The organism is Hymenobacter terrestris, assembly GCF_013377905.1.
Taxonomy (GTDB): Bacteria; Bacteroidota; Bacteroidia; order Cytophagales; family Hymenobacteraceae; genus Hymenobacter; species Hymenobacter terrestris.
Window position 1 is genome coordinate 20,249 of sequence record NZ_JABKAV010000016.1, and the last position, 23,974, is coordinate 44,222.

The following is a 23,974-nucleotide window of genomic DNA, read 5'->3' on the forward strand; positions in this document are numbered from 1 at the left end:
GTCTTTCCGCATAACATGCCCAAAGTCCTTCGCTTACACAACAACGGCTCCCAGCAGGTGCAGGGCTGGCAGAAAACCGCCCCCGTCACGAGCACCGAAATCAATACCGTCACCGACCCGGCAGGCGGTAAGTCGCGCAACTTGGCGGTGAGCATCCCGACGCCGTTTGCGCGGATGCACCTGTTTGAGACGGCCTTCGACTTCCTGGCCCGGGAGGGCAAGAGCAACCCCGGCTCGGTGTACCATGAGCTGACGACCCACTTCTGGGACTTGCTGGAGCTACTCTACAACTACCACCTCTACACCCAGGCCGGCCGCAAAATCACGCTGCGCCGCTGGAACGCGGAGGCTGAAATCCAGCGGATGCGGCAGAGCGAGAGCACGCGCCTGCTGGGCGAAACCCTGAAGCTGTACATGCAGGATGAGCGGTTCCGCGACTTCTCCGACATGTACCTGGTGTACTATGAGTCGCCGGAGCTGACAGGCGGGCCGCGCCTGCTGGGCGGCACCTCGCCGCTGACGATGCTGTTTACCGGCCCCGGCGTGGGCGCCCTAGACTTGGAGCGGCCCCAGGCCCGCGGCCACTACTTCGACCACCAAACCGTGCTGCTCGACGACCGCGACCCGCAGTTCCGCGAGTTCGTGTACGAGCTGTTTCTGGCCTACCCGGCCCTGCAGCGCCGCGAATTTGCCGGCAGCGTGTACGCTGGCCTAGACCGCACCAAAATCAACCAGCTGCAGATGCAGGGCGACCGGAGCGCCCAGCAGTTCGCGACCCGCTACCCGGCCCTGGCCGACGCTCAGGGCAACTTGGTAAGCGTAAAGGGCGTGCCCCTGCCCGGCCGCGCCGACCAGTCGGCCGTGACCAGCTCCGACCTGTTCATTCAGCCCACCCGCGAAGCCGGCAACGGCCGCCCGCGCCCGCTGGTGCTGCGCCCCAACCTGACGATGCCGGGGGCCAATTACCTCAACGGCCAGCCCTGGGACGACCGCACGCCGGTGCCTTACCACGACGAACTGGCGCTGGAAAACCGGGTGCTGCCCGGCAAAGGCTTCAAATACCCTTATATCACGGTAGGCGACCTGCTGGAAGACTCGCTGGTGGAGCTGCCCTACGAGCTGAACACCCAGCGTTTCCACACCGGCAAAGTCACGTTCCAGTACGGCGCCGACGGGCAGGGCCGCGCGCGTTTCCCCTACCTGCTGCCCCTGAAACAGGCGTTTTTCGAGTATTTCACCGAAAACGAGCTGGCCGAGCTGCTCACCTTCACCATTGACCTCAGCCACGTGCGCGTGCAGCTGCAGGTGCCGGTGCAGGGCGGGCGCTTCATCACCTTTGAGAGGAGCTACTATACCAACCCCCAGAACCCCAAGGACGCCCAGGGCCGCGAGATTCCGGAGAAGGGCCGCATTGTGAAGGCCAACGTGGGCGTGGGCGTATTCCCGTTCTACAAAGTGCGCCACCAGCCCGAGTTCAACGACCTGTACAAGGTGATGTTGGTGGATGCCGACAACTCGCCCACCATGCTCAGCCGCCGCTACGACCTCACGTTTTTCGTGAATGGGGAGCGAATTACTGAGCAGGGCGCCGCCCGCCGCGCCACCCGCTACGAGCGCACTCAGAAAAGCGTGGCCTCGGCCGGCAGCACCTACTACGAAATCACCGGCACCCATTTCGACCTGGCCGAAATAACCTGCCCGCCCGCCACACTCGGCGCAGAGCCGGCCCGGGGCCTGTTTGTGCCGCGCTGGCGTGAGCTGGAGCGCGGCACCCGCCGCTTCACGTTCGCCATCGACTTCGGCACCACCAACACCCACGTGGCCTACGCCGATTCGCCCTCGGCCCACCCGCGCCCGCTCACCATCGGCGAGGCCGATGTGCAGGTGGAGTGGCTTAGTGCCCCGCTGGCCGACGCCGGCCAATCGGCTTCCCAGCGCTACCGTTTTGGGGCCGGGCAGCTGAACTCCGACGTGGCCACGCTGCAAAACCGCGAGTTCGTGCCCAGCTTTATCGGCGAGGGCGGCTCGGTGTACGAGTTCCCGATTCGGACCGCCGTGTGCGAAACCACCTCATTTGCCAACGAGCCGGCCAAAGCGCTCAGCAACATCAACATCGGCTTCAGTATCAACACCGAAACCACCGCCGAACTGCCCCAGAACCGCTTTGTTACCAACCTGAAGTGGAGTGCCGAACTCGACCCCCAGGGCGTGTCGCGCATCGAGGCGTTCTTCAAGGAAATTCTGCTGCTGCTGCGCCACAAGGCGGCTTTGCACGGCGGTATTCTCGAAGACACCCGGGTGGTATGGTTTGCGCCGCTGAGCTTCGATGGCTTCCTGCGCAACCAGTTCCAGCAGGTCTGGGATGAGGCCTTCCAGCAGGTGTTCAAGGCCAAGCGCCCCACCATTTGCCTCACCGAATCGGTGGCGCCCTACTACTACCTCACCGCCACCAACCAGGTAGTGCCCAACCGCGACGAGAACGTGGTGAACATCGACATCGGCGGCGGCACTACTGACTTGCTGCTCTTCGCCGACCAGAAACCGGCCTACAGCACCTCGTTCCGCTTTGCCGGCGACGACCTGTGGGGCGACGGTTACGCCCGCGTGCAGGGTGCGCCTAAGCAGAACGGTCTGCTCCGCCTCGGTGTGAGCCATGTGGAGAGCCTGCCCGACTCGGAGCAGAACCAGGAGTACAAAGGCTATCTGCAGGCGGCCCTCAAAAACAGTGATTTCGGCTCGGCCGACGTGACCAGCCTGCTCTTCAAGTACGATGATGCGTTGCGCTTCACTCAGGCCCTCGGCTTGGGCCGCGGCCGACAGCTGCGGGTGCTGTTCTACCTGCACTACACGGCCATCATCTACCACACAGCCCAGCTGACGAAGCATTTCGGGCTGAAAACGCCGCGCTACCTCTGCTTCTCGGGCAAGGGCAGCCTGTACCTGCGCCTGCTGGCCGGCGGTAGTTCGCTGGTGTCTATTGAGAAGATTACGAAAGCCATCTTCCAAGCCGTAACGGGCACCGAACCACCCCACAACTTCCGCGTTATCCTAGCCGATAACCCCAAGGAGGCCACCACCAACGGCGGCGTGCTTTTCGAAGAGAAAACCAACACCGACTACGACAACATTCAGGCGGTGAAGCTCAGCGGCACCGTGGAAGGCGGCGAACTGAACCAGCAGCGCCTCAAACTGAACCAGGTGGACGCGGCCCTCAAAGACGAGGTGCTGGCCAACGTGCGCAACTACCTCACGCTCGTGCTCGAAGGCGACGAAGTGGCACCCTATCTGCGTGAAGTAGGCGTAGATGTGGACCGCCAGCGCGTGAAGGACATCCTGCTCCGCGAAATCGAGGACAGCCTCAGCCTGGGTCTGCACCAGTTCCAGCGCCAGCTCTCGGCCGACGAAACCTTGCCCGAAACCCTTTTCTTCCTGCCCCTGAAGCAGGCGTTGTATAATTTGAGCCGGGAGCTGCAGGCGTAAGGCCTCTGCCCATCTAGCCCAGACGCCTCCGACCATCTAACTTCTAGTTATGACTCTTTCCCGCCGCGCTGCTTCCCTGCTCACTGGTCTGCTGCTGGCCGCCGGCTCTGCTTCGGCCCAGACTGCCCCCGGCCAGCCCACGCTCGACGAGCAGAAGGTGCAAATCTGGTGCGCCGCTGCCCGCTACGTGTACGAGGATAACGGCCGGCCCAACCTCAAGGACAAGCTCAACTGCAACAGTTCGCTGAAGGCGTTTGAAACCAGCATCAAGGCCGACAGCCAGAAGGTGTACAGCCTGCTCTATCAGCCCCTGGAAGGCCGTGGCACGATGTACGCGGGCCTCGGGAGCAACGAGGCGCGGGTGCAAAAGCTGACCTCAGAAATCGTGAACAGGCTCAAGTCGTCGGCTGCCCGCCGCGCCGACCCAGCTCGGATGCAGCGCCTGACGGCCCTTGAAACGGCCTTAGCCAGCTATGTGCAGAGCGGTACGCCCATCGGCGACCTGGCCGGCACCGAACTGGCCGATGCTTCGGCCGATACTGCTACCAGCCTTGATGAAACTGCTACCGCGGTCGGTGATGCGGGGCTAGATGACGCGGGCGTGGCCAGCCAGCCAACTGCTGCCAGCGGCGTGGGCGAAAGCGTGATGGACAAGCTGTTTGCCCCGCTGGCGTTGATTCTGGCGCTGCTGGGCCTAGTGCTGTTCTGGCTGCAAAGCCGCAAAGTGGCCAATCTGGCCGACCGTCTGGGCCGGCACCGCACCGATATCGACGCCGTGAAGTCGGTTGCCAGCCCCAGCACCGTGGCCGGCCAGCTGACGCTAGCCCAGCGCCGGGAGGTGGAGAAGATAGTAGCCCAGCGCGTGGCCGAGGAGCTGGAGCAGCGGCCGGGGTCGAAATCGGAGCCAATGCCCACTCCGGCCGCCGCGCCCAAAGTACCGGCTGCTGCGCACCGCCCGGCTGTGGCTGCGAGCGTGGCCGAGCCGGCCGAAACACGGATGGCTGAAGTGCCGGCCAGCCTTTCGGAAGTATCGGCCCCGCCGGCCGCCATTCCGGTGGGTTCGCCCACAGCCACTCCGCGCGACGAGTTCGAGAGCTTGGTGCCGCCTGTGCAACTGCCCGAGCCTGCTCCAATCAGCCCGGAACCCGCGCAAGCGTTTACACCTGCACCAGCTCAGCCAGCGGCCCGGGTGCAGTTTACGCGCTACGTGAAGGTGCCGGTGAACGGGGCGTTCAGCGAGTATGATCTTTCCGACGAACCCCAGCACGACAGCATCTACGAGTTGCACTTCGATCCGCAGTGGCCCGAGCTGGCGACGTTCAACGTTACGCCCAACTCCGCCATCCACGCCTACGCTATCCAGAGCGCCCAATATTCGTTGCGTGAAGCCTGCCGCTACCAGCAGCCCACCGAGCCGGTTACCCGGATTGTAACCGAGGAGGAAGGCGTACTGCGTAAAGTGGCCGGCAGCTGGCAGATTGAGCAGAAAGCAGCTATCCGGTTCGAGTAGAAAACAACCCAGTCTGTCATCCTGAGCGAAGCGAAGGACCTTGTCACGCGCTAACGACCGTAGCTACGATTCGTTTACCCGTAATAAGGTCCTCGCTTTGCTCAGGATGACTTATTACCGGCTTGCCGCTGAGTAATAGCGTTATTTGTAGTTCTATGCTCGAAATTATCCTCGAAGTTCTGGTGGTGGTGGTGGTGGTGGGCCTGCAGATTCGCACGTTTCTGCAGACGCGGGCCAAGACGCGCCACCTGGGCCAGCTGTATCCACCCCGCGAAGCGTTGCGGGTGGAGCAGCGCCTCGTGCTGGCCGACGGCCGCGACCTGCCCGAATACGCCGCCGACGCCCCTGCCGATGCCTACCCGGCTACCTTGCTCAAAGCCGATAACGCCTCGACCGAGTTCCAGGAAATCCTGCTCGATACCAACGATTACCTGCGCCATAACAAGGGCGCGGCGGCCGATTTTGGGATTCTCAAGGACATTTCGGAGCGCCGCAGCCAAGTGCTTGATAACGAAGTACAGGCCAACGTTTCTACGCCCCTGTACTTGGGTTTGCTGGGTACCTTTTTAGGGGTGATTCTGGGCCTCGTAGGTATTGCCCGCAACGGGGTTTCCGACGAAAACGCGCTGACGCCCTTCCTGACCGGGGTGCTCATTGCCATGACCGGCTCTTTCGTGGGCTTGCTGCTCACGCTGCTCGGCAACGGGCTGCTGCGCGAGGCCCGCCGCCAGCTCGACGGCCGCCAGAACCAGTACTACACCGTGCTGCAGGTGCGGCTGCTGCCCATTCTGCACTCCGATATGGCCGGCAGCCTGAGCAACCTCAAATCGGTGCTCGATGCCTTCAACCAGCAGTTCGTGGGCCAGGTGGACCTGTTCAATCCGCTCATGGACAAGGTGACGGAGAACATCCGGGTGCAGAGCGACTTTTTGCAGCGCCTCGATACTATTGGCTACGACAAGATGGCCGCCGCCAATATTGCCGTGTTCGATAGGGTGAGCGAATCGGCCGACATGTTTGCCGCCTTCACCGGCTACCAGCAGAAGCTGAACCAGATGCTGGAAAACGGCTACCAGTCGGCCCAGAGCGTGAACGGGATTCTGGATCGGCTGCGCGGCTTCGAGAAAGGCATCAACGACCTGGGCCAGTACGTGGGCGGCAACAACAACTCGGTGCAGCTCATGCTCGACTTCTTTCAGAAGCACCAGGTGGAGCTGCGCAACCTGCGCGACCGGGCCGAGCAGCACATCGACCAGGCGGGCATCAGCTTAGCCGACATCCTCACCCAGCGCCAGAACCAGAACGAGCGGCAGGCCCAGCTGGCCTACGAAAAGTGGCAGCAGTACTACCAACAGCTCAACGCCGACAACATCTTCGAGAAGCTACTTAAGCAGCTGGAGCCCCTTCAGAGCCTCAACGCCCAGCAAACCGACCTCAGCCGCGACGTAACCGCCACCCAGCGCGAACTGCTGCGCAAAGTGGAGCTCGATTCTCAGATTCAGGCCAAGCTGCTGCTGGAGCTATCCAATTTGAACACGGTGCTGGTAAAAGCCACCTCAAAAAACCGTTTACAGCGGTTTATGGACAGTTTGTTTGGCGGTGTGAAGCCGCAGTAACATACTTAATTATGCTATGAAATCGGGATGCAGCGGTTGTATAATTGAATGACGTAATTGTCTGCGAATTAATAATGATAACTAAACAAAAGTTCTTAATATACAAGAAGTATAAAGGTGATTTAGATTTATGGATTAGAGATAGAAGGAAAAAAGATATAAGTATAATAGATGATGGTGACTGGCAAGTGATATCAGAACTATTATCCGATATATTGCTGATAGAAAATAATCTTGTATCAGATGATTTTAGAAATAAGGTCATCCAGTCCATTAAGAGCAATTCGGAAAGTGAAGAGGTGATGTCGCTACTGAAGGTAGAAGCTAAAAAATTGAATCTTACTCATGAAAAGACAAAAATCTACTCGCCAGCCAGTAACCTGCTATTAAATATATTAAAATGGTTATTAGGATATTTTATTTTTAGATTAATAATATATGTGATATTCGGTTACCCCAGTGTATAACCGATGATTTCTATAAAACATGCATTTTATGTTGCAGCGCTAAATGAATAACCCCACCTCCAACAAACGTCAACAAAACGACTTCTTCTGGCCCAGCTATGTGGACCTGATGACGTCGTTGTTCGTGGTGATGCTGGTGCTGTTCGTGTACAGCTTCAAGCTTTTCAAAGACCGCGAGGGGGAGCTGAAGCAGGCCAACGGCGAGCTGAAAGCCAAAGCCGAGGAGCTGGAGCAGATAACCAAAATCCGCCGCTCATTGGAGCGGCTGGAAGGCAAGTATTTCAAATACGACCCTAGCAATGAGCGGCACGAGCTGCTGGTGCCGGTGCAGTTCAAGGCCGGCCGCGACGAAATCCAAGATGCCTACAAGCCTGCCCTGTTGCAAGCGGGCCGCACGCTACGCACGGTGCTCAAGAGCATCAAAACCGACCAGCCCGTGCGCTACTTGGTGATTGTGGAGGGCATGGCCGCCCGCTACCCGGCCGGCGACCCACGCAACGCCCGCGAGGAGCAAACCACCTACCAGCTTAGCTACCGCCGGGCCCTCAACCTGCTCAACTTCTGGAAGCAGAAAGGCCTCGATTTCGGCCAGGACCGCAACATCGAGCTCATCATCGGGGGCAGCGGCTTCTTCGGCACCGGCCGCTACCAAGGCCGCCGCGAAGGCGACAACAAACGCTTCCTGATTCAGGTGATTCCGAAGGTGGGGCGGATGCAGTAGGCGCTTTATGCTCAAGGGCTTCAGCCCAGAGGCGCGAAAGCTGCTACGCCGCCTGCAGCCGGGGCTGCTTCTGCCTGGTTTTGTTGCGGCGGCCCCACCATACAATGGTGCCCGTTACGGGCAGGCTGGCGCAGATCAAACTAACCAGGAAAGCCACGATTTTGCCGCCGAAGCCCAGAATCTGGCCTACGTGCAGGTCGTAATTCATGTCGGCGAGCTTGGTGCCGGCGCTTTTGGTGGCGTGAAACCGCGACTCCAGCAGCCGGCCCGACACCGGGTGGAAGGCGTACTCGTCGCGGCGGTAGTAGTGCAGGGCTCTCTGGTAGGTCCAGCAAAACGCGGGGTCCTTGCCCGTGCCGGTGGGTCCCAGCAAAATCATCTCGTGGTCAGGAGAGAGGCGGCGCGCCGTACGGTACACGATATCGGCCAGTGGTTGGGAGGCGACGGTGGCGCACTGCAGGGTGTCGAGCCTGGTTTTCATGATTTCCTGTGGGGCCGGCCGGCCGCCATCCACAGCCAGCACCAGCGGCTCCAGCAGCCAGGGGTACAGCATAAACAGTCCCGACAGCGCCAGCACCAGCCCGATGCTGGCCGCGTAGAACCCCAGCACGTTGTGCAAATCGTAGTTGACGCGCCGCCAGCGGCTTCTCCATTTAATGGTAAACCGCTGCTTGCGCTCCTGCTTGCGCTTGGGCCACCACAGCACTAGGCCCGTGAGCATCATCACCACAAAAATGGAAATGCTGATGCCCACTACCCATCTTGCCACCGCCTCGGGCAGCAGCAAGTGCATATGGATTTCCTGTACGATTGTAAAGAAGTGCGTACGCAAATCCAACTCGTGCAGCACGCGGCCGGTGTAGGGGTTCAGGTACACCTGAATAGGGGCGCCTGCCTTGTCGGTAAAAAATACGGTAGCCGAGCGTTCGGGCCCGAAATACGTAACCCAGGACGTTTCGGCCGCTACGCCGGGGTGTCGGGCCAGGGCTGCCGCCTGCAGCCGTGAGGGCAATACTGGCGCAGTGGCCTGCGCCTCTACCTTGCGCCAGGGCTCCGTCAGGTCCCGGATGTCGTCCTGAAACACGAAAATGGCCCCCGTGATGCTCACAACAAACACCACCAGCCCCGAAGCCAGCCCCAGCCACAGGTGTAACTTACCGATGATTTTTTTGAATGTCATGCCTCAGTAGGAGTATTTGGTGGCCGGTTGGGCGGTGGTAGGAGAGGAGCCGCTGGGGCCGGCCGCGCATCCAGCCAGCGCAGCAGGTGGCGCAGCCGGCACAGCTGCCGGTCGGGGGTGAGGTGGCAGAGCCGGCAGCCCGCGCAGTTCCAGGCCGGCACGGCGGCGCTGGGTTCGGGCGGCTGGCGCGGCGTGCTCATTATTCTAAAACTTGTAGGCGATGCTGCCAACGATGCTACGCAGCTTCTGGGGGTTCATGGTGGTGTAGCCGGTCCAGTACTGCTTGTCGGTAAGATTATCAACCTTGGCTGAGAGGCGGTATCGGGGCTGGTCGTAGAACAAGCTGGCGTTCAGAATGGTGTAGCTGGGCAGCGTGAACACGTTGGTGCTGGTGTTCTGCACCCTGTTTTCGTTGGCGTAGTTGCCCCCGAAACCGGCTCCCAAGCCCTGCAGCGGGCCGGCGGGCTGGCGGTAGCTCAGCCAGGCATTGGCCACGATGGGCGAGGAGGCCGTATTGGGCCGGCGGCCGTTCACGGTTTCGTCCTGGGTTTCAAACTTCGAGTCGTTGTAGGCCAAACCACCCACCATGTTCAGACCCGGCAGCGGGTTGGCCACTACGCTCACTTCTACGCCCTTGCTGCGCTGGTTGGCATCCTGGGCGCTGATGGCCTGGAAATCGGCGTTGTAGTTGACGATGCGCAGGCGGTCCTTCACATAAATATCGTAGTAGCTGACCGTGGCGCTGAGGCGGCCGCCGGCGGCATCCAGCTTCACGCCGCCTTCCCACTGGTTGGCACGCTCGGGCCGGGCTACCAGGCTGTTACCGCCGGCATTCAGGTACACGCCTAGGTTGTTGAAGCTGTTCTGGTAGTTGGCAAACAGGCTCACCCGGTCTTTCACCGGCTGGTACACGGCCCCGAACTTTGGTGAGAAAGCCGTTTGCGAATACGGCGCCACCGGCGAGTAGAGTAGCCCACCTTTGTTGTTGAAGTGGTCGATGCGCAACGCAGCCAGCACGCTCAGCTGGTCGGTCAGGTTAAGCACATCCGATACAAAGGCGCTGTAGGTGTTGGTGGTCGTCGTAATCAGGTACTGGCCCGGGGCCTGGGCCGCGTACTTTGCTGCCACGCTTGTGCTATTAAAGCCGCGGATGGTACTGCTGGGGGCGTTCAGCGAAATCGTATCAATGTTGCCGCCCAGGAAAGTCACGTCGGAGTTGATGCGCAGATAATCGAGCCCCACCACGAGGCGGTTGCGCAGGTTGCCCACCCGAAAGTCGCCGTTGAGCAGCTGCTGGGCCTCGAACACGGTGCGCTGGCTGTTGTCCGTCGATTGGTCGGCGCGCACCAGCCGGTTGTTGGGCAGCAGGTAGAAATAGGGATTGAAGCCGTTGGAGTAGCTGTGGCTGCTGGTGAGGTAGGTGGTAGTGGTAAAGGCGGGCGAAATCCGGTACTGCACCTGCCCAAACAGGTTGGTGCTGCGCGTGTCCTGGGTCAGGCCCGCGCCCTGGTACGACTGCCGGTAATTGAGTGGGCCCTTGTCGGCCCGGTCGAAGCCCAGCGCCGCCGAGGGCTCGTAGAAGAAAATGATCTGTTTGCCCACGTTGGTGCCTTTGTAAATTTCGGCGTCCACGTTTACCGTCAGTCGCTCGGAGGGCCGGAACTGTAGGCTTGGGGCCACGGCCAGGCTCTTGGTGAAACCCGGGTAGTCGAGGTTCTGGAAGCTGTCTTCGTAGGTATAGGCCGTGTTCAGGCGGAAGGCCAGCGTTTTGGGCTGGCCGGCGGGGGTGGTAGCGTCCACCAGGTTCACGTCGGCCGACACGCGGTGGAAGCCATAGGAGCCGGCCGCCACGTTCACCTCGCCCCCGAAGACATCGAGCGGCTTTTTGGTCACGCGGTTCAGCAGCCCACCATACGAGGTAAGTGAGCTGCCGAACAGTGTGGCCGAAGGGCCCTTAATTACCTCCAGCTTCTCCAGGTTGATGGCATCAATGTCGCTGGTGACGTTGCCGGCCACGCCGTTGCGCAGTTGGCTCGATACGATGAAGCCGCGGCTGCCGTAAAACGCGCCTCCATCGCCGCCGCGGCCGGTAGCATCCCACATTTTCTGCACGCCCGGGGCGTTGCGCACAGCGTCGTCCACCGAAAACACCAATTGCTCGGTTAGCAGCTCTTTGCCCACGGTGGCGTACACCTGCGGGTTTTCGAGGTTGCTCAGCGGCATCTTGCTCACATACTCACTGGCCTTACGGGCAAACTTGTTGGTGCGGCTGCCGCTGATAATTACTTCCCGGAGCTGCTCGGCGTTTTCAGCCAGCACGAAGTCCAAGACTGTGGCCTGGCCGTCGCGCACGGTTGCCGGCTGCTCCGTTGTTTGCAGGCCCACCGCCGATACCACTACCATGTACTGGCCGTCGCGCACGCGCTCAATCAGGTACTCGCCGTTGCCGTTTGTAACGGCCCCCTGGCTGCGGCCTTTTAGGCCCACAGTTACCGACTCGGCCGGGCGGCCGTCGATGGTGATAACGCGGCCCCGGATGGTGGCCGTTTGCTGGGCCTGCACGGTGAGGGCGCAAACCAGCGCGGCAGAGGTGAGGCCCAGCAGGCGAAGATGAAACATTTTTAGTTGTTTAGAATGAATCTTGATGGCTACAAAGGAAAGAATTAATTGTTATTTAGAAAAATTACAAATAAAGAAACAACCATTTATCTTGGTATTGGGCAGACGAGGGCGTGGCGAAGTAGCTCAGAATTCGAACCCGTGTCGGCATCTGCCAAACTTGTCGGCTATCTTCGGCTTTCAACCCCACCATCACCACCATATGCGCCACCTTACCATTCCCATGTTGGCCCTGGCCAGTTTGGCCGCCTGCCGCTCTTCGCAGCCGGTTACGCCAACGGCCTCCGCGCCCGATGCTAAAACCGTCGCTTCTTCATCCAATAAATTCGTGCTCAACTATCCTGAAACCCGCAAATCCGACCAGAAAGACGATTATTTCGGCACCTCCGTGGCCGACCCATACCGCTGGCTCGAAGACGCTGATGCGGCCGAAACCAAGAGTTGGGTGACGGCCGAAAACAAGGTGACGTTTGGCTACCTCGACCAGATTCCGTTCCGCGACAAAATCCGGGAACGGCTCACCACGCTCTGGAACTACGAGAAGTTCGGGATTCCGCAGCAGGAGGGCAACATGCTGTATTTCAGTAAGAACGATGGTTTGCAGAACCAGGCCGTGCTCTACGTGCAGCCCGTGGGCTCCGATGCTGCGCCCGACGTACTGCTCGACCCCAACAAGTTTTCGGCCGATGGCACCACGGCCCTGGCCGGCACCTACTTCTCGCACGACAACCGCTATATGGCCTACGCCACCAGCGGCGGCGGCTCGGACTGGCAGACGATGAAGGTGCTCGACCTGAAAACCCGCCAGCCGATGTCCGACCAGCTCGACTGGGTGAAGGTGTCGGGGGCGTCCTGGTACAAGAACGGCTTCTTCTATAGCCGCTACGACGCGCCCAAGGCCGGAGAAAATAAGCTGGCCGGCAAAAACGAGTACCACAAGGTGTACTACCACCAACTGGGCAAGCCCCAGAGCACTGATCGGCTGGTGTACGAGGACCCCAAAAGTGCCTTGGGCTTCCGCATGGTAAGCACCACCGACGACGAGCGGTTCCTGGCCCTGTACCTCACCGATGGCAAGGCCGACGGCAACCGCCTCTCGGTGCGCGACCTGACTGACCGGCGGCAGGAGGGAAGCTTCACGCCCATCATCACGAGCTACGAGCACAACAACTCGGTGGTCGGCAACGTGGGCGGGCAGCTGCTGGTGCGCACCAACAACGGCGCGCCCAACTACCGCGTCGTGCTCATCGACCCCAAAAAGCCCCAGGAGAAAAACTGGAAAACCGTGCTGCCCGAAACCCAGCAGAAGCTGGAGGGCATCGACCACGTGGGCGGCTACTTGGTGGCCTCGTACCTGAAGGACGCCAGCAGCCTGATTAAGGTGTATACCGAGAAGGGCGAGTTCAAGCACGATGTGGCCCTGCCGGCCCTAGGCACGGCCTCAGGCTTTGGTGGCAAGCGCGACGCTAAGGAGGTATACTACGCCTTCACCTCGTTCACGTACCCGACCACTATCTATAAGTACGACCTGGCCACCAACACCAGCACCGTGTTCCGGGCCCCGAAAGTAGATGTGAGCCCGGCCGACTACACTACTACGCAGGTGTTCTACGCCAGCAAAGATGGCACGAAGGTGCCCATGTTCATCACCCACAAGAAGGGTCTGAAGCTCGACGGCAAAAACCCCACCTACCTCTACGCTTACGGCGGGTTCGATATCTCGCTCACGCCCAGCTTCTCGGTGGCGCGCATGCTGTGGCTCGAAAACGGCGGCATCATTGCTATTCCTAACCTGCGGGGTGGGGGCGAGTATGGCGAGGCCTGGCACAAGGCCGGCATGACGCCCAACAAGCAGAACGTATTCGACGACTTTATTGCCGCCGCCGAGTACCTGAAGGTGCAGGGCTACACCAGCACCGAAAAGCTGGCCATGGCTGGCGGCTCGAATGGCGGCCTGCTGGTGGGCGCTACCATGACCCAGCGCCCGGATTTGGTTAAAGTGGCTTTCCCGGCCGTGGGCGTGATGGATATGCTGCGCTACCAGAAGTTCACCATCGGCTGGAACTGGGCCCCCGAGTATGGCACTTCCGACAACTACGAGCAGTTCCAGAACCTCTACAAGTTCTCGCCGCTGCACAACCTGAAGCCCGCCGACTATCCCGCCACCATGATTACCACCGCCGACCACGACGACCGCGTGGTGCCGGCGCACTCGTTTAAGTACGCCGCCGCCCTGCAGGCCGCCAACACCGGCCCTAATCCCCAGCTCATTCGGGTGGATGTAAACGCGGGCCACGGCGCCGGCAAAAGCACCAAGCTCCAGATTCAGGAGTGGGCCGACATCTGGTCGTTCGCCTTCTACAACATGGGCGTTCAGCCGTTCGAGAAGTAGGTTTTTAGCGTTTAGTTGCTAGTGCTTCGCGCTTGTGGCGTTTCAAACTGCCCAAGCACGGAGCACTATCAACTAAGCACAAAGCGCCGTATCTTTGCGGCTGCAAACCGCGTAAGTGCCTTAGTCTTTTGCTTTCTGATATGAAAAAAATGTCCCTGCTCGGCCTGTTGGCCGGTTCGCTGCTGCTCTCCGCTACCTCCTGTAGCAACCCCGACTATGAGCGGCAGGAAGATATGACCGTTGCGCCGCTGTCTTACCCCGCACCGGTCGATACAACGGGTGGTAAAACCGACGAAACCCGCGAAATCAACGCCGTCAACGCCACCGAATCCATCAAGAAAATGCAGCCGGTAATGTAATTACCGCTTCATACCAATACCAAGCAGCAAGAGCAGCGCCCCACCGGGTCGCTGCTCTTGCTGCTTTAAAGGAGCCTTGCGGCCGGCTGTTCGTATGTTTACCTACCGTTCATCACAAACCAGACTGCCATGTTTATTCGCCGGGGCCGGGAGGCCGATTTGCCGCAGGTGCTGGCCCTGATTCAGGAGCTGGCCGAATACGAGAAAGCCCCGCAGGAGGTAACGAACACGTTAGCCGATATGCAGCGCGACGGGTTTGGACCCGCGCCCATCTTCGGCTTTTTTGTAGCCCTGGAAGTCCCCGATGGCCCCGTGGTAGGCATCGCGCTCTACTATACCGCCTACTCGACCTGGAAGGGCCGGATGCTGTTTCTGGAAGACCTAGTGGTAACCGAGTCCATGCGTGGTACGGGCCTGGGCCGGCGGCTGTTCGAGGCTGTGGTAGCCGAAGCTCGCCACAGCGGCGCCCACCGCCTGCGCTGGCAGGTACTGGAGTGGAACGAGCCGGCCATCGGTTTCTACAAAAAGCTGGGCGCTACCCTCGACCCGGAGTGGCATAACGGTACCCTCACTGCCGAGCAAATACAGCAGTTTCCCTGCGACCCGGCCATCGAAGCCGCCGTGCGGGAAGAATAGGAGTAATCAATAGAATGCGGGAGCGGTAGGAATGCGTGGGCACTGACGTACAGTACCCACGCATTCCTACCGCTCCCGCATTCTTTTTTGGGTAATTACAGCACTTCCAGCATGGTGCGGAACGACGCGTAGCGGCCGCCAAAATGCTTGTCCATGTCGGCGCGGAGGGCGGGGGCGGCTACTTCCTGGTACGCTTCGAGCTGCTCCCGGCTCACGGCATAATACTGCGAGGCGTACGTAATGCCGCCTTCTTCCTCATCGAGCATGCGGCAGAGCTGGCTTTTGAGGAAAAAACCGGTGGCCATTACCTCCGGCATGTGCGTGTCTTGCATATAAGCCAGCCACTTCTCGGCAATTTCGGGGTCGAGGCTGGTGGTTACGTTGTAAAGAATCATAGACGAGTGGTTGGGGTAAACGGCTAAGGCTTTAGCGGTGTAGTTGTCTTCCTGCGCAAATTTAAGCTGCCGACGCCTACTCTGACTACCTGCTTATCACACCCGCATATCGTCGAAGTGGAAATCCTTGATGCGGGCCTGAATGTCTTTCGACGACAGGTTTTCGCGGATGGCGGCCTGGGTGAGCTCGGCCAGCTCGGCGTCGCCGGCGAAGCGCAGAGCCAGAATCTGGCCCAGCTTAAGCTGGCTTTCGAGCGGGCGCAGGCTCTGGCCGGTTACCTCGAAGTAGCGCTGGCGCACTTCCAGGCGCAGCAGCCGGTCCTGTAACGTGAGGGCGTAGTGCTGGCGCAGCATAAGCAGCACCCCAAGGCCCACCACGGCCAGCGCGGCCACCGTAAACCAGAGACGCGAAATTTCAGAGTCGTCGCCGGCCACCGTCAGGTAGCGCCGTACGCCATAAATGGCCAGAATAAGGGCCGCCGGCAGCAGCACGAAATGGTGCCAGGGGTAAAACATGAGCGTATTCTTGGTCGGTTTGGCGGCCATAGGAGGCGGATTGGGATGAAGTGTGAACTGCTGATACGCAAAAACTCCGGCCTGGGGCCGGAGTTTTATACGTGGTGGTGTCGGTAGAATGCCGCCGGGCTATACGTTACCAACCTTTTTAGCCTCGCGGGCCCGGCGCTTTTCGTCGCGCAGGGCTTTCTTGGCTTCTTTTTCCTGGCGGCTGGCTTCCTTGGCGGTGGCCCGCTGGCGCTTCAGCTCCATCTTCTGCTCCTTCAACTGCCGCTGCTGCTCGCGCATGGCTTGCTTCTGGTCCTTAACCTGCGCTTTAGAATCGTTGACGCTGGTTTTCGTTGCGGAGCTTTGCTGCTTCTGGGCATCCAAAGTAGCTTTGGCGTCCATCGTACGCTGCTCCTGCATCTGGCGGCGCAGCTGGGTCGAATCGGTGACTACCTGAGCCTGCGAAGCGTGGCTGCCGAGCAGGGTGAGGGTGAAGGCAGTTAGTATAAGAAACGTTTTCATGGGAAGGGCGAAAGTGAAATTCGCTGCTAGTACGTTGGCGCGTTGCGAACGGCCACAATTCCGGCCGTTATTCTGCCTCGCACATCTCCTTGCCAATCAGAAACAGCGCTACTTAAACGACAACGGCACAATAAGCTTCACGCTCAGGTTGCGGCCCATGTTAAACACGCCCTGCCGGCCGGTGGCATAATTCACGTCGGTGTACTTGAGGCGGCTCAGGTGGTTCTGGTAGGCCACGTCGAACACGTTATTAAGCGTGAGATAGAGCGAGAACAGCGTACGGTCTTTCGCCGATACCACGTCGGAGCCCAGGCCTAGGTTCACCAGCGTATAGCCTGGCGTGCGGGTTTCGGTTTCGAAGGCCGAGAAAACGCGGTTTTGGGCGAAGTTGTGCTCCAGCGCCGTGCGGGCGTACAGGTTGCGCAGCCGCGAGCGGCCCACCTTAGCAAAGTTCATCCGCAGTTCCGACTGAAACCGGTCGGCCGGAATGAAGGGCAGGTTGCGCTGGCCCGCGGGCTGGTCGAGCTGCACGGCCCGCACCATCGAAAACGAGTTCTCAAAGTGCAGCCAATCGAGCGGGTGGGGGTGCAAGTCGAGGCTGATTTCGCCCCCGGCCAGCCGCGCATCACCCTGCCCGTAGCGGAACACCTGGTCGCCTTCCACCGACAGCGAGTCGCCGCCGCCGGCCGCCCCCAGTACGCGCGGGAAAATGTAGTTGCTGATGCGGTTGCGGAACGCATCGACCGACAAGTCCACATGCTCGGAGGTAAATGCCAGGCCCCCATCGAGCTGGAAGCTAGTTTCGGCCTTCAGGTCCGGCTCCCCTATTTCGTAGCGCACGGTGCCCTCGTGCTTGCCGTTCGAGCCCAGCTCGGCAATGTTGGGTGCCCGGAAGCCGCGGGCCGCGTTGGCCTTCAGTACCAGCTTTTCGCCCAGCAGGTAGGCCCCGCCCAGGCTGCCACTCACGTTGCGAAAAGTGCTCTTGAAGCCTCCAAACTTCGTTTCGCCCTGGCCCGCCGGCACCGGCTGCTCCTCGGCATCCAGATACAGCGCATCGGCCTTGATGCGGCGTAGATCGTAGCGCAGGCCCCCGCTCACATCGAGCCGGCCAAAGCTTTTTTTGGTTACTCCAAACACGCCGCCGTCGAGCAGCCGGTAGGCCGGAATCAGGAATTCAACGCCTTTGTTCTGGTTTTCCTGCTGCATCCCGCTCACCCCAAACGTGGTGTTCCAGCCGTTCATTTCGGGCAGAAACCAGCGCACGGCGTAGTCAACGGTGCGCAGCTGGAAGAAGAGCGAGGTTTCGTCCGGGTCGAGGGTATTACCAAACTCGCGGCGCAGGTTCTGCTGCCAGCCCAGGTTGGCCGTTAGCCGATGCTGGCCCAGAATGAAATTGTTATCAAGGCCTACGCGCAGATGATTGACCTGCTGGCGGGGCACAGCCAAGCCGTAGCCGCGTAAGTCGGCCGCGGTTGTCAGTACATCAGCTACGTCGCCGGTACCAGTAGGCACGGCCTTCAGAAACCGGCCTGTCAGCGAGTCGCGGGCACCCTCAACCAAGCCCAGCTGCTGGTTGAAGGAGTTGAAGGTGAGGTGCGAGTAGCCCCAGCTTTTGTTCACGCCCACGTAGCCGCTACCGTCCAGCTCCCGGAAACCCGAGTTGTACACCCGGCCGTCGTAGCGGTTGCGGTAGTTGCCGGCCACCTTGCCCGAGCCCCGCAACTGCCAGTTGAGGCCGTTAAGGTTGCCCGCGTTCCAGAGTGAGTAGCCCTGCTGCTGGTTGTTGGTCTGGTAAGTAGCGGCTGCCGCGCCAAGCACCCGGCCCTCGGCCACCGGCTCGGGAGGTAGAAAATTGATGACGCCCGCCAAACCATCCGAGCCATACAGCAACGAGCCTGGACCCTTGATAACCTCAACCCTATCGATGCTGAACTCGTCGATTTCAATGCCGTGCTCGTCGCCCCACTGCTGGCCTTCCTGCTTGGCGCCGTTGTTGAGGGTGATGACGCGGTTGGCCCCCAGCCCCCGGATAATGGGCTTGCTGATGGCTGCGCCGGTGGTAATCTGACTCAGGCCGGGCACGTGGGCCAGCGCATCAACAGCATTGGTGGCCGAGGTTTGCCGCAGCCGTTCTTGGTCGACCACGGTGGTAGGCACGGGCGAGCGGCGCATCTCGGTGCTGGCCGATACGCCCGTTATCACTACCTGCCCAATTTCGGTGGCCGTTTGCTCCATCGCCACATCGAGTGTTGCGCCGATGTCTGTATTCACGGTGCGGGCCATTGTCGAGTAGCCCACAAAACGCACCTGCATGAGAAATCTTCCCCGGGGCAGGTTGGTGAAGCTAAACCGTCCGTCGGCATCGGTCGCAGTAGCCTGCCGGAGGTCGGGGAAGTAAACAGTGGCCCCGGGTAAGGCTGCGCCGGTCGTGGCGTCGGTAACGCGGCCGGTTATGGGGGCGTTGGCCACTGTAGTCCGTGCTGGGCTGGAAATCTGAGCCACAGCTAGGCCCGAGCCGAGCGCGAAGCTCGTCGTGATAAGAAAGCGAAGCATAAAAAAGCAGAGGAGGGGAGCGGGTCGGCGGCTGATGACGCGGCTCGGCCCCGGCACGGCAACGAAGCCGTCGGCCAGAAGCCAGAAAAATAGCGCCCAGCATAAATGGTCGCCCCAGAAAAAATGAAGAAAAACAGGGGCCTTTCTAGCGAGGCTATAGCCCCGCTAGAAAGGCCCAATCATACCCCACAGGCTCCATATTGTTACCGGAAGGATAATATGTAGAGTAGTAGATACCCAATTGATAGAGCAAGGCGGCAAATTACTACTAGGTGATAACCGTCGGTGGGCCGCGCAAATCGGCGGTGGCGCGGGTGGCTGAGTTCCACACCGAAGCCGTGGGCAGCGAGCAAGCCAACTGGTAGTCCGTGGGTGGCACCGGCAACGCGGGTGGGGCCGGGGGCTGGAAGGCCGCGCTGAAAAAGTGGTCGACCGCGCAGTGCTGGTGCTGACTGCTGACGGTAGCCTCATGGTTGTCTGCCAGGCCGGTTTGCGGCGGGGCATCAACCGTGTGCTGATGCTCGTGCAGTGCCAGAATCCAGGCATCGGGTACCTGCACCCGTGCAAAGCACAGGAGCAGCACCAAAGCCAACCGCGACCGAAGAGCGTGCATCAGATCAGAACGAATGAGAGCTAAATGTACAGTAAAATAAGGAACGTCCGCCACGATGGCCGCCAGCCGAATTGTATTTAAAAATTTATTTATAAATGGATTTTAAATGGTTTCGCGCTATCGTTGAGATAGTATAACATCCAGACACACAAGTGGAATAATGGTATTTGGGGGTGCTGAGGGCCTTCTCAAAAATTTGTATTTGCAGTATGCTTCGCTAGCTGTATTATTGTATCCTGAATTTTAAATATGTAGTGTTGGGTAGACGTTTATTAGTGCGGAAGTGATGGAAGTTGAAACGCTGGAAAGCCCACTGGTGGTCAGGTACGAACGAAATGAGGCGCTGTTGCATGCGCAGTGGCAGTTTTTGGCAGCGCCACATCGGGCATCCTCGGCCCTGCAAAGCCTGCTTACGGCCGCGGCCAGTCCGCGGGTGCGCGCTTGTCTCTTGGACTTACAGCATATGCCCGACCTGGCATCTATTGGCCAGCCGCTGGCGGAATACCATTTGCTGGAAGAGCTGGCGGCTCTGCCGCTACAACACTTGGCCTTGGTATTTAAATCAGATTGGCAGCACGAAGCACTACTTGCCGTTACCGGCCACCTAGTGCCCGCCTACGAGGTACAGGTGTTCGATGATGCTGCCATGGCCCTCGATTGGCTCCGGCAAACCGGCGACGGCCATCAGGGGCGGGCCAAGGGCGGGCCCGAGCAACGCTGGCCGCTGTCAAACTGACAGCCGGAGAGAGACTGGAACAGGGTTTGAAACCGGGATACTGCACCGTTGGCCGCCCCATAGGGCTGGCAAAACGGCCGGTTTTTGTTTTCATTCACCTTTTCTGATTCTGTTATGCAAGAGAAAGGCAGCATCTCGATTCACACCGAGAACATCTTTCCTATCATCAAGAAGTTTCTTTACTCCGACCACGAAATATTCCTGCGCGAGCTGGTCAGCAACGCCGTCGATGCCACCCAGAAGCTCCAGAGCCTGGCCCGTCAGGGTGAGTATAAGGGGGAACTGGGCGAGTTGAAGGTGCGCGTAACGGTTGATAAGGAAGCCCGCAAAATCACGGTTTCTGACCACGGCCTGGGTATGACGGCCGAGGAAATCAAGAAGTATATCAACCAAATTGCCTTCTCTGGTGCCACCGAGTTTGTGGAGAAGTACAAGGAAACTGATGCCCAGGCCAAAGACCAGATTATAGGTCAGTTTGGCCTCGGTTTCTACTCGGCCTTTATGGTGGCCAAGGAGGTCGAAATCTGGTCGAAATCTTACAAAGACGACACTGCTACGGCCCATTGGATCTGCGACGGCAGCACCGAGTTTACGCTCGAGGAAACCGAAGGCGAGCACGCCAAAGCTGAGCGCGGCACCGACGTGGTGCTGCACGTAGCCGACGATTCGGATGAGTTTCTGGAGGAAGCCCGCCTAAAGGGTATCCTCACCAAGTACTGCAAGTTTCTGCCCATCGAGATTGAGTTTGAGGGCGAGGTTATCAACCAGACCAAGCCCATCTGGACCAAGCAGCCCGCCGACCTTACCGACGAGGATTACGTGAAATTCTACCAGGAGCTTTACCCGTTCTCGGAGCCGCCCCTGTTCTGGATTCACCTCAACGTGGATTATCCCTTCAACCTGACGGGTATTCTCTACTTCCCGAAGGTGAAGGATGAGTTGCAGCTGCAGCGCAATAAAATCCAGCTTTACTCGCGTCAGGTGTTCATTACCGATGAGGTGAAGGATGTGGTGCCCGAGTTCCTGATGCTGCTGCACGGCGTGATTGACTCGCCTGACATCCCGCTCAACGTGTCGCGCAGCTTCCTGCAGGCCGATGGTGCGGTGCGCAAAATCAACCAGTACATCACCAAGAAGGTAGCCGACAAGCTGGCCGAGCTGTTCCGCAAAGACCGCGAAGGCTACGAGCAGAAGTGGTCGGATATCGGCATGTTTGTGAAATACGGCATGCTCTCGGACGAGAAGTTCTACGAGAAGGCTAAGGATTTCGTGCTGGTGCAGAACATAGCCGGCAAGGCTTTCACGCTGCCCCAGTACCAGGAGTTCGTGCAGGCCAACCAGAAGGACAAGAACGAGCAGACGGTTATCCTCTACACCACCGACGCCGAGGCCCAGCACGGCTTTGTGCAGGCTGCCCAGGACCGCGGCTACGACGTACTCGTACTCGACGGCCCGCTCGATTCGCACTTCATTGGTCAGCTGGAGCAGAAGCTCGAAAAAACGACCTTTAAGCGAGTGGACGCTGAAACGACTGGCAAACTCATCGAGAAGGACGACGCGCCCGAAAGCGTACTGAGCGAGGACGACAAAACTCGCCTGACCGATGTGTTCAAGCAGGCCATCAGCAACGAACACATGCACGTGCAGGTAGAGGCGCTTTCTCCCCAAGATGCGCCCGTTATCATCACGCTGCCCGAGTTTATGCGCCGCATGAAGGATATGCAGCGCACCGGCGGCGGTGGCGGCATGCAGATGTTCGGCTCACTGCCCGACTCCTACACCGTGAGCGTAAACGCCAACCACCCGGTTACGCAGCGCGTGCTGAGTGCCGAGGCTGAGGCCGGCAGCAAGCTGGCCCGCCAGGCCTTTGACTTGGCACTGCTGGCCCAGGGCATGCTGAAAGGGGAGGCCCTGACTGCCTTCGTGAAGCGTAGCGCCGATTTGCTGGCTGCCGAGTAGCTTTAGAGGGTATATAAAGTTCTAAGCGGCATAAAACCCTGATGGCATTAGTCGTCAGGGTTTTGTGTGCATAGGCTTATGCAAGGCGAAAGTAAAGTGTATTCCCGATAGCACGGCCGGGAACTTGCTGGGGGAGGAGTTAGCGTTGTCGGGCTGCCGTTCCGTTTTGGCGGGGCGAGCTGGTACCAAATCCGGTTATCTTTACGTTTCTGGCTCCGAATGAATTCTGCCCGATTTCCTACATGCGTCTGTTCCGATTAACTTCCTTGCCGGCCCTGCTACTGCCGGGGCTTCTGCTACTGGCCGGGGCTTCTGCTTCCTGCTCGCGCAAAACTGTTTCCTTCAACAGCCAGCCCGATGCTGCCGGCCAGCTAGCCGCGGCCCCCGACAGCCTCACCACGACTGCCGACACGGCTGCGGCCCCAACGCTGGGCGGCAAGCGGGTGACGCTGACCAAGGAGCAGGAGCGGGCTGCACGTTCTAAGGAGCGCGCCGCCCAGCGCAAGCCTAAGAAAAAGAAGAATATCTTCCTGAGTGAGCCTATCAAAAAGGGCTACACCAAGTCGGGGCAGAAAGGCAAGCGGCAGGAGGTGGAAATATTCTACTACCTGCGCACCTTCCGGCAGCCCGACCCTATGGCCTTGGCAGTATACTACTACAATCCGCGCAAGCGCAAAGTATTTAAGGCCAGCGGCGAGCTGAACCCGGCCACCGATAAGGTGATGCATGGCCCCTACAAAAAGCTGCGCGGCGGCAAAGTCATCGAAACTGGTTTCTTCGCCTATGGCACCCGCCACCTGCGTTGGGAGAAGCTCACGCCCGACAACATTCTGACTGCCAAAACCCACTACGAGCGGGGCTTCCCGCGCGATGCCAACGTAACCTACTACGACGCTGCCCGCAAGCAACTGAAAGAGGTAGTGCCTTATCTCAACGGCCAGATGGAGGGCGACTACATCCGCTTTCTGGCTACTGGCAAGCGCGAGTGGGAAGGTCAGTTTGAGAATGGCAAGCGCGTGGGAGAATGGATAAACTATTGGGGCTTTCGCAACCTGAAGGACCGCCGCCATTACGTGTACAGCTACGGCGAGTCGGGCTACGAGCCGGAAGTAAAGGAGCCGGTGTTGCTCAAAGAGTACAACCGCAACGGCGTCCTCATCTACGAAAAGGACAAGCTCGATAATCGGGAGAAAGCAAGCAAGTAACCCAGGTTGCGGGTGGCGCGCAGAACAGCGTGAGGGGTAATATCCGCATCCTCCGCTGTGCTGCGCGCCTTAATAAAAAGCGTCCTCAAAATGCTCTACTCGTAGGCCGGCGGCGGCCGGGGTGAGGGCCACAATATCAAACCGGATGTCGGTGGGCCAAGCCAAACTTTCCTGCAGATGCTCGGCGGCCAAGCGCAATAACTGCCGCTTGCGCTCGGTTACAAACTCTTCGGGGTAGCCATAGCGCTCCGACGAGCGGGCCTTTACCTCTACCAGCACCAGCAGAGCGGGCTGCTGGCGCATCACCAAATCCACTTCGGCCCGGCGGAAACGGAAGTTGCGGTACAGTAGCTCGTAGCCTTGGGCCAGCAGGTAATGCAACGCAGCCTCCTCGCCATCATGGCCGAGTTGGTGGGATGGAATGAGCATGGTGGGAGATACTATAGGTAGAGAGAAGCTCGGCAGGGCAGAGGAGCCAGCAGTTCGAGTACCGGGTTGGGCCGAAAT

General features: G+C 59.6%; 20 protein-coding genes. 11 read left to right on the top strand and 9 right to left on the bottom strand.

Features of this window, described 5'->3' with window-relative positions:
- Window positions 1-15 precede the first annotated feature (15 nt).
- The 5 genes from HW556_RS07785 to HW556_RS07805 all read left to right on the top strand — a co-directional run bounded on the left by HW556_RS07785 (window position 16) and on the right by HW556_RS07805 (window position 7,794).
- Window positions 16-3,480, top strand: coding sequence for a hypothetical protein (locus tag HW556_RS07785; RefSeq protein WP_176899461.1), 3,465 nt, complete (start codon window positions 16-18; stop codon window positions 3,478-3,480).
- Between the two features lie 49 nt (window positions 3,481-3,529).
- Complete coding sequence (locus HW556_RS07790) at window positions 3,530-4,990, top strand: hypothetical protein (RefSeq protein WP_176899462.1); 1,461 nt, start codon at window positions 3,530-3,532, stop codon at window positions 4,988-4,990.
- A gap of 155 nt (window positions 4,991-5,145) precedes the next feature.
- A complete protein-coding gene (locus HW556_RS07795) occupies window positions 5,146-6,606 on the top strand; it encodes a hypothetical protein (RefSeq protein ID WP_176899463.1) in 1,461 nt (486 codons plus the stop codon).
- 74 nt (window positions 6,607-6,680) lie between these two features.
- Window positions 6,681-7,073 (top strand): hypothetical protein, encoded by a 393-nt coding sequence (locus HW556_RS07800; RefSeq protein ID WP_176899464.1) that lies wholly within the window; start codon window positions 6,681-6,683, stop codon window positions 7,071-7,073.
- Window positions 7,074-7,116: 43 nt separating this feature from the next.
- Window positions 7,117-7,794: a hypothetical protein gene (locus HW556_RS07805; RefSeq protein ID WP_176899465.1), complete on the top strand. Its 678-nt coding sequence runs from the start codon at window positions 7,117-7,119 to the stop codon at window positions 7,792-7,794.
- A 43-nt stretch (window positions 7,795-7,837) separates the two neighbouring features.
- Here the strand turns inward: HW556_RS07805 and HW556_RS07810 are convergent, their stop codons facing one another.
- From HW556_RS07810 to HW556_RS07820, 3 genes are read right to left on the bottom strand one after another with little or no spacing between them, the layout of a single operon-like run.
- On the bottom strand, window positions 7,838-8,974 hold the full coding sequence (locus HW556_RS07810; protein WP_176899466.1) for a PepSY-associated TM helix domain-containing protein: 1,137 nt from the start codon (window positions 8,972-8,974) through the stop codon (window positions 7,838-7,840).
- Entirely contained in the window at window positions 8,971-9,174 is a 204-nt protein-coding gene (locus tag HW556_RS07815; protein ID WP_176899467.1) for a hypothetical protein, read from the bottom strand. The genes HW556_RS07810 and HW556_RS07815 overlap by 4 nt, the downstream gene beginning before the upstream one ends.
- A gap of 4 nt (window positions 9,175-9,178) precedes the next feature.
- Window positions 9,179-11,593 carry a TonB-dependent receptor gene (locus tag HW556_RS07820; RefSeq protein WP_176899468.1) on the bottom strand — a complete coding sequence of 805 codons (2,415 nt, stop codon included), beginning with the start codon at window positions 11,591-11,593 and terminating at the stop codon, window positions 9,179-9,181.
- 202 nt (window positions 11,594-11,795) lie between these two features.
- On the opposite strand from HW556_RS07820, the gene HW556_RS07825 reads away from it, so the two are divergent.
- The 3 genes from HW556_RS07825 to HW556_RS07835 all read left to right on the top strand — a co-directional run bounded on the left by HW556_RS07825 (window position 11,796) and on the right by HW556_RS07835 (window position 14,980).
- Window positions 11,796-13,985, top strand: coding sequence for a prolyl oligopeptidase family serine peptidase (locus tag HW556_RS07825; protein WP_176899469.1), 2,190 nt, complete (start codon window positions 11,796-11,798; stop codon window positions 13,983-13,985).
- Between the two features lie 140 nt (window positions 13,986-14,125).
- The gene (locus tag HW556_RS07830; protein WP_176899470.1) at window positions 14,126-14,344 is read left to right on the top strand and encodes a hypothetical protein; all 219 of its coding nucleotides are present in this window, start codon (window positions 14,126-14,128) and stop codon (window positions 14,342-14,344) included.
- Between the two features lie 129 nt (window positions 14,345-14,473).
- Window positions 14,474-14,980 carry a GNAT family N-acetyltransferase gene (locus HW556_RS07835; RefSeq protein WP_176899471.1) on the top strand — a complete coding sequence of 169 codons (507 nt, stop codon included), beginning with the start codon at window positions 14,474-14,476 and terminating at the stop codon, window positions 14,978-14,980.
- Window positions 14,981-15,075: 95 nt separating this feature from the next.
- Here HW556_RS07835 and HW556_RS07840 read toward each other — a convergent pair whose 3' ends face one another.
- The 5 genes from HW556_RS07840 to HW556_RS07860 all read right to left on the bottom strand — a co-directional run bounded on the left by HW556_RS07840 (window position 15,076) and on the right by HW556_RS07860 (window position 19,567).
- Window positions 15,076-15,375 (bottom strand): DUF4286 family protein, encoded by a 300-nt coding sequence (locus tag HW556_RS07840; RefSeq protein ID WP_176899472.1) that lies wholly within the window; start codon window positions 15,373-15,375, stop codon window positions 15,076-15,078.
- Window positions 15,376-15,471: 96 nt separating this feature from the next.
- The gene (locus tag HW556_RS07845; RefSeq protein ID WP_176899473.1) at window positions 15,472-15,921 is read right to left on the bottom strand and encodes a DUF6526 family protein; all 450 of its coding nucleotides are present in this window, start codon (window positions 15,919-15,921) and stop codon (window positions 15,472-15,474) included.
- 99 nt (window positions 15,922-16,020) lie between these two features.
- On the bottom strand, window positions 16,021-16,401 hold the full coding sequence (locus HW556_RS07850; RefSeq protein WP_176899474.1) for a hypothetical protein: 381 nt from the start codon (window positions 16,399-16,401) through the stop codon (window positions 16,021-16,023).
- Between the two features lie 108 nt (window positions 16,402-16,509).
- Entirely contained in the window at window positions 16,510-18,954 is a 2,445-nt protein-coding gene (locus tag HW556_RS07855) for a TonB-dependent receptor (protein WP_176899475.1), read from the bottom strand.
- 268 nt (window positions 18,955-19,222) lie between these two features.
- Window positions 19,223-19,567 carry a hypothetical protein gene (locus HW556_RS07860; protein WP_176899476.1) on the bottom strand — a complete coding sequence of 115 codons (345 nt, stop codon included), beginning with the start codon at window positions 19,565-19,567 and terminating at the stop codon, window positions 19,223-19,225.
- A 283-nt stretch (window positions 19,568-19,850) separates the two neighbouring features.
- Here HW556_RS07860 and HW556_RS07865 point away from each other — a divergent pair, with 283 nt between their 5' ends.
- The 3 genes from HW556_RS07865 to HW556_RS07875 all read left to right on the top strand — a co-directional run bounded on the left by HW556_RS07865 (window position 19,851) and on the right by HW556_RS07875 (window position 23,467).
- Entirely contained in the window at window positions 19,851-20,303 is a 453-nt protein-coding gene (locus tag HW556_RS07865; RefSeq protein ID WP_176899477.1) for an STAS/SEC14 domain-containing protein, read from the top strand.
- Between the two features lie 114 nt (window positions 20,304-20,417).
- The gene (htpG, locus tag HW556_RS07870; RefSeq protein WP_176899478.1) at window positions 20,418-22,262 is read left to right on the top strand and encodes a molecular chaperone HtpG; all 1,845 of its coding nucleotides are present in this window, start codon (window positions 20,418-20,420) and stop codon (window positions 22,260-22,262) included.
- A 242-nt stretch (window positions 22,263-22,504) separates the two neighbouring features.
- On the top strand, window positions 22,505-23,467 hold the full coding sequence (locus tag HW556_RS07875; RefSeq protein WP_176899479.1) for a toxin-antitoxin system YwqK family antitoxin: 963 nt from the start codon (window positions 22,505-22,507) through the stop codon (window positions 23,465-23,467).
- Window positions 23,468-23,536: 69 nt separating this feature from the next.
- On the opposite strand, the gene HW556_RS07880 is transcribed toward HW556_RS07875, so the two are convergent.
- Window positions 23,537-23,896 (bottom strand): YraN family protein, encoded by a 360-nt coding sequence (locus tag HW556_RS07880; protein ID WP_176899480.1) that lies wholly within the window; start codon window positions 23,894-23,896, stop codon window positions 23,537-23,539.
- Window positions 23,897-23,974 lie beyond the last annotated feature (78 nt).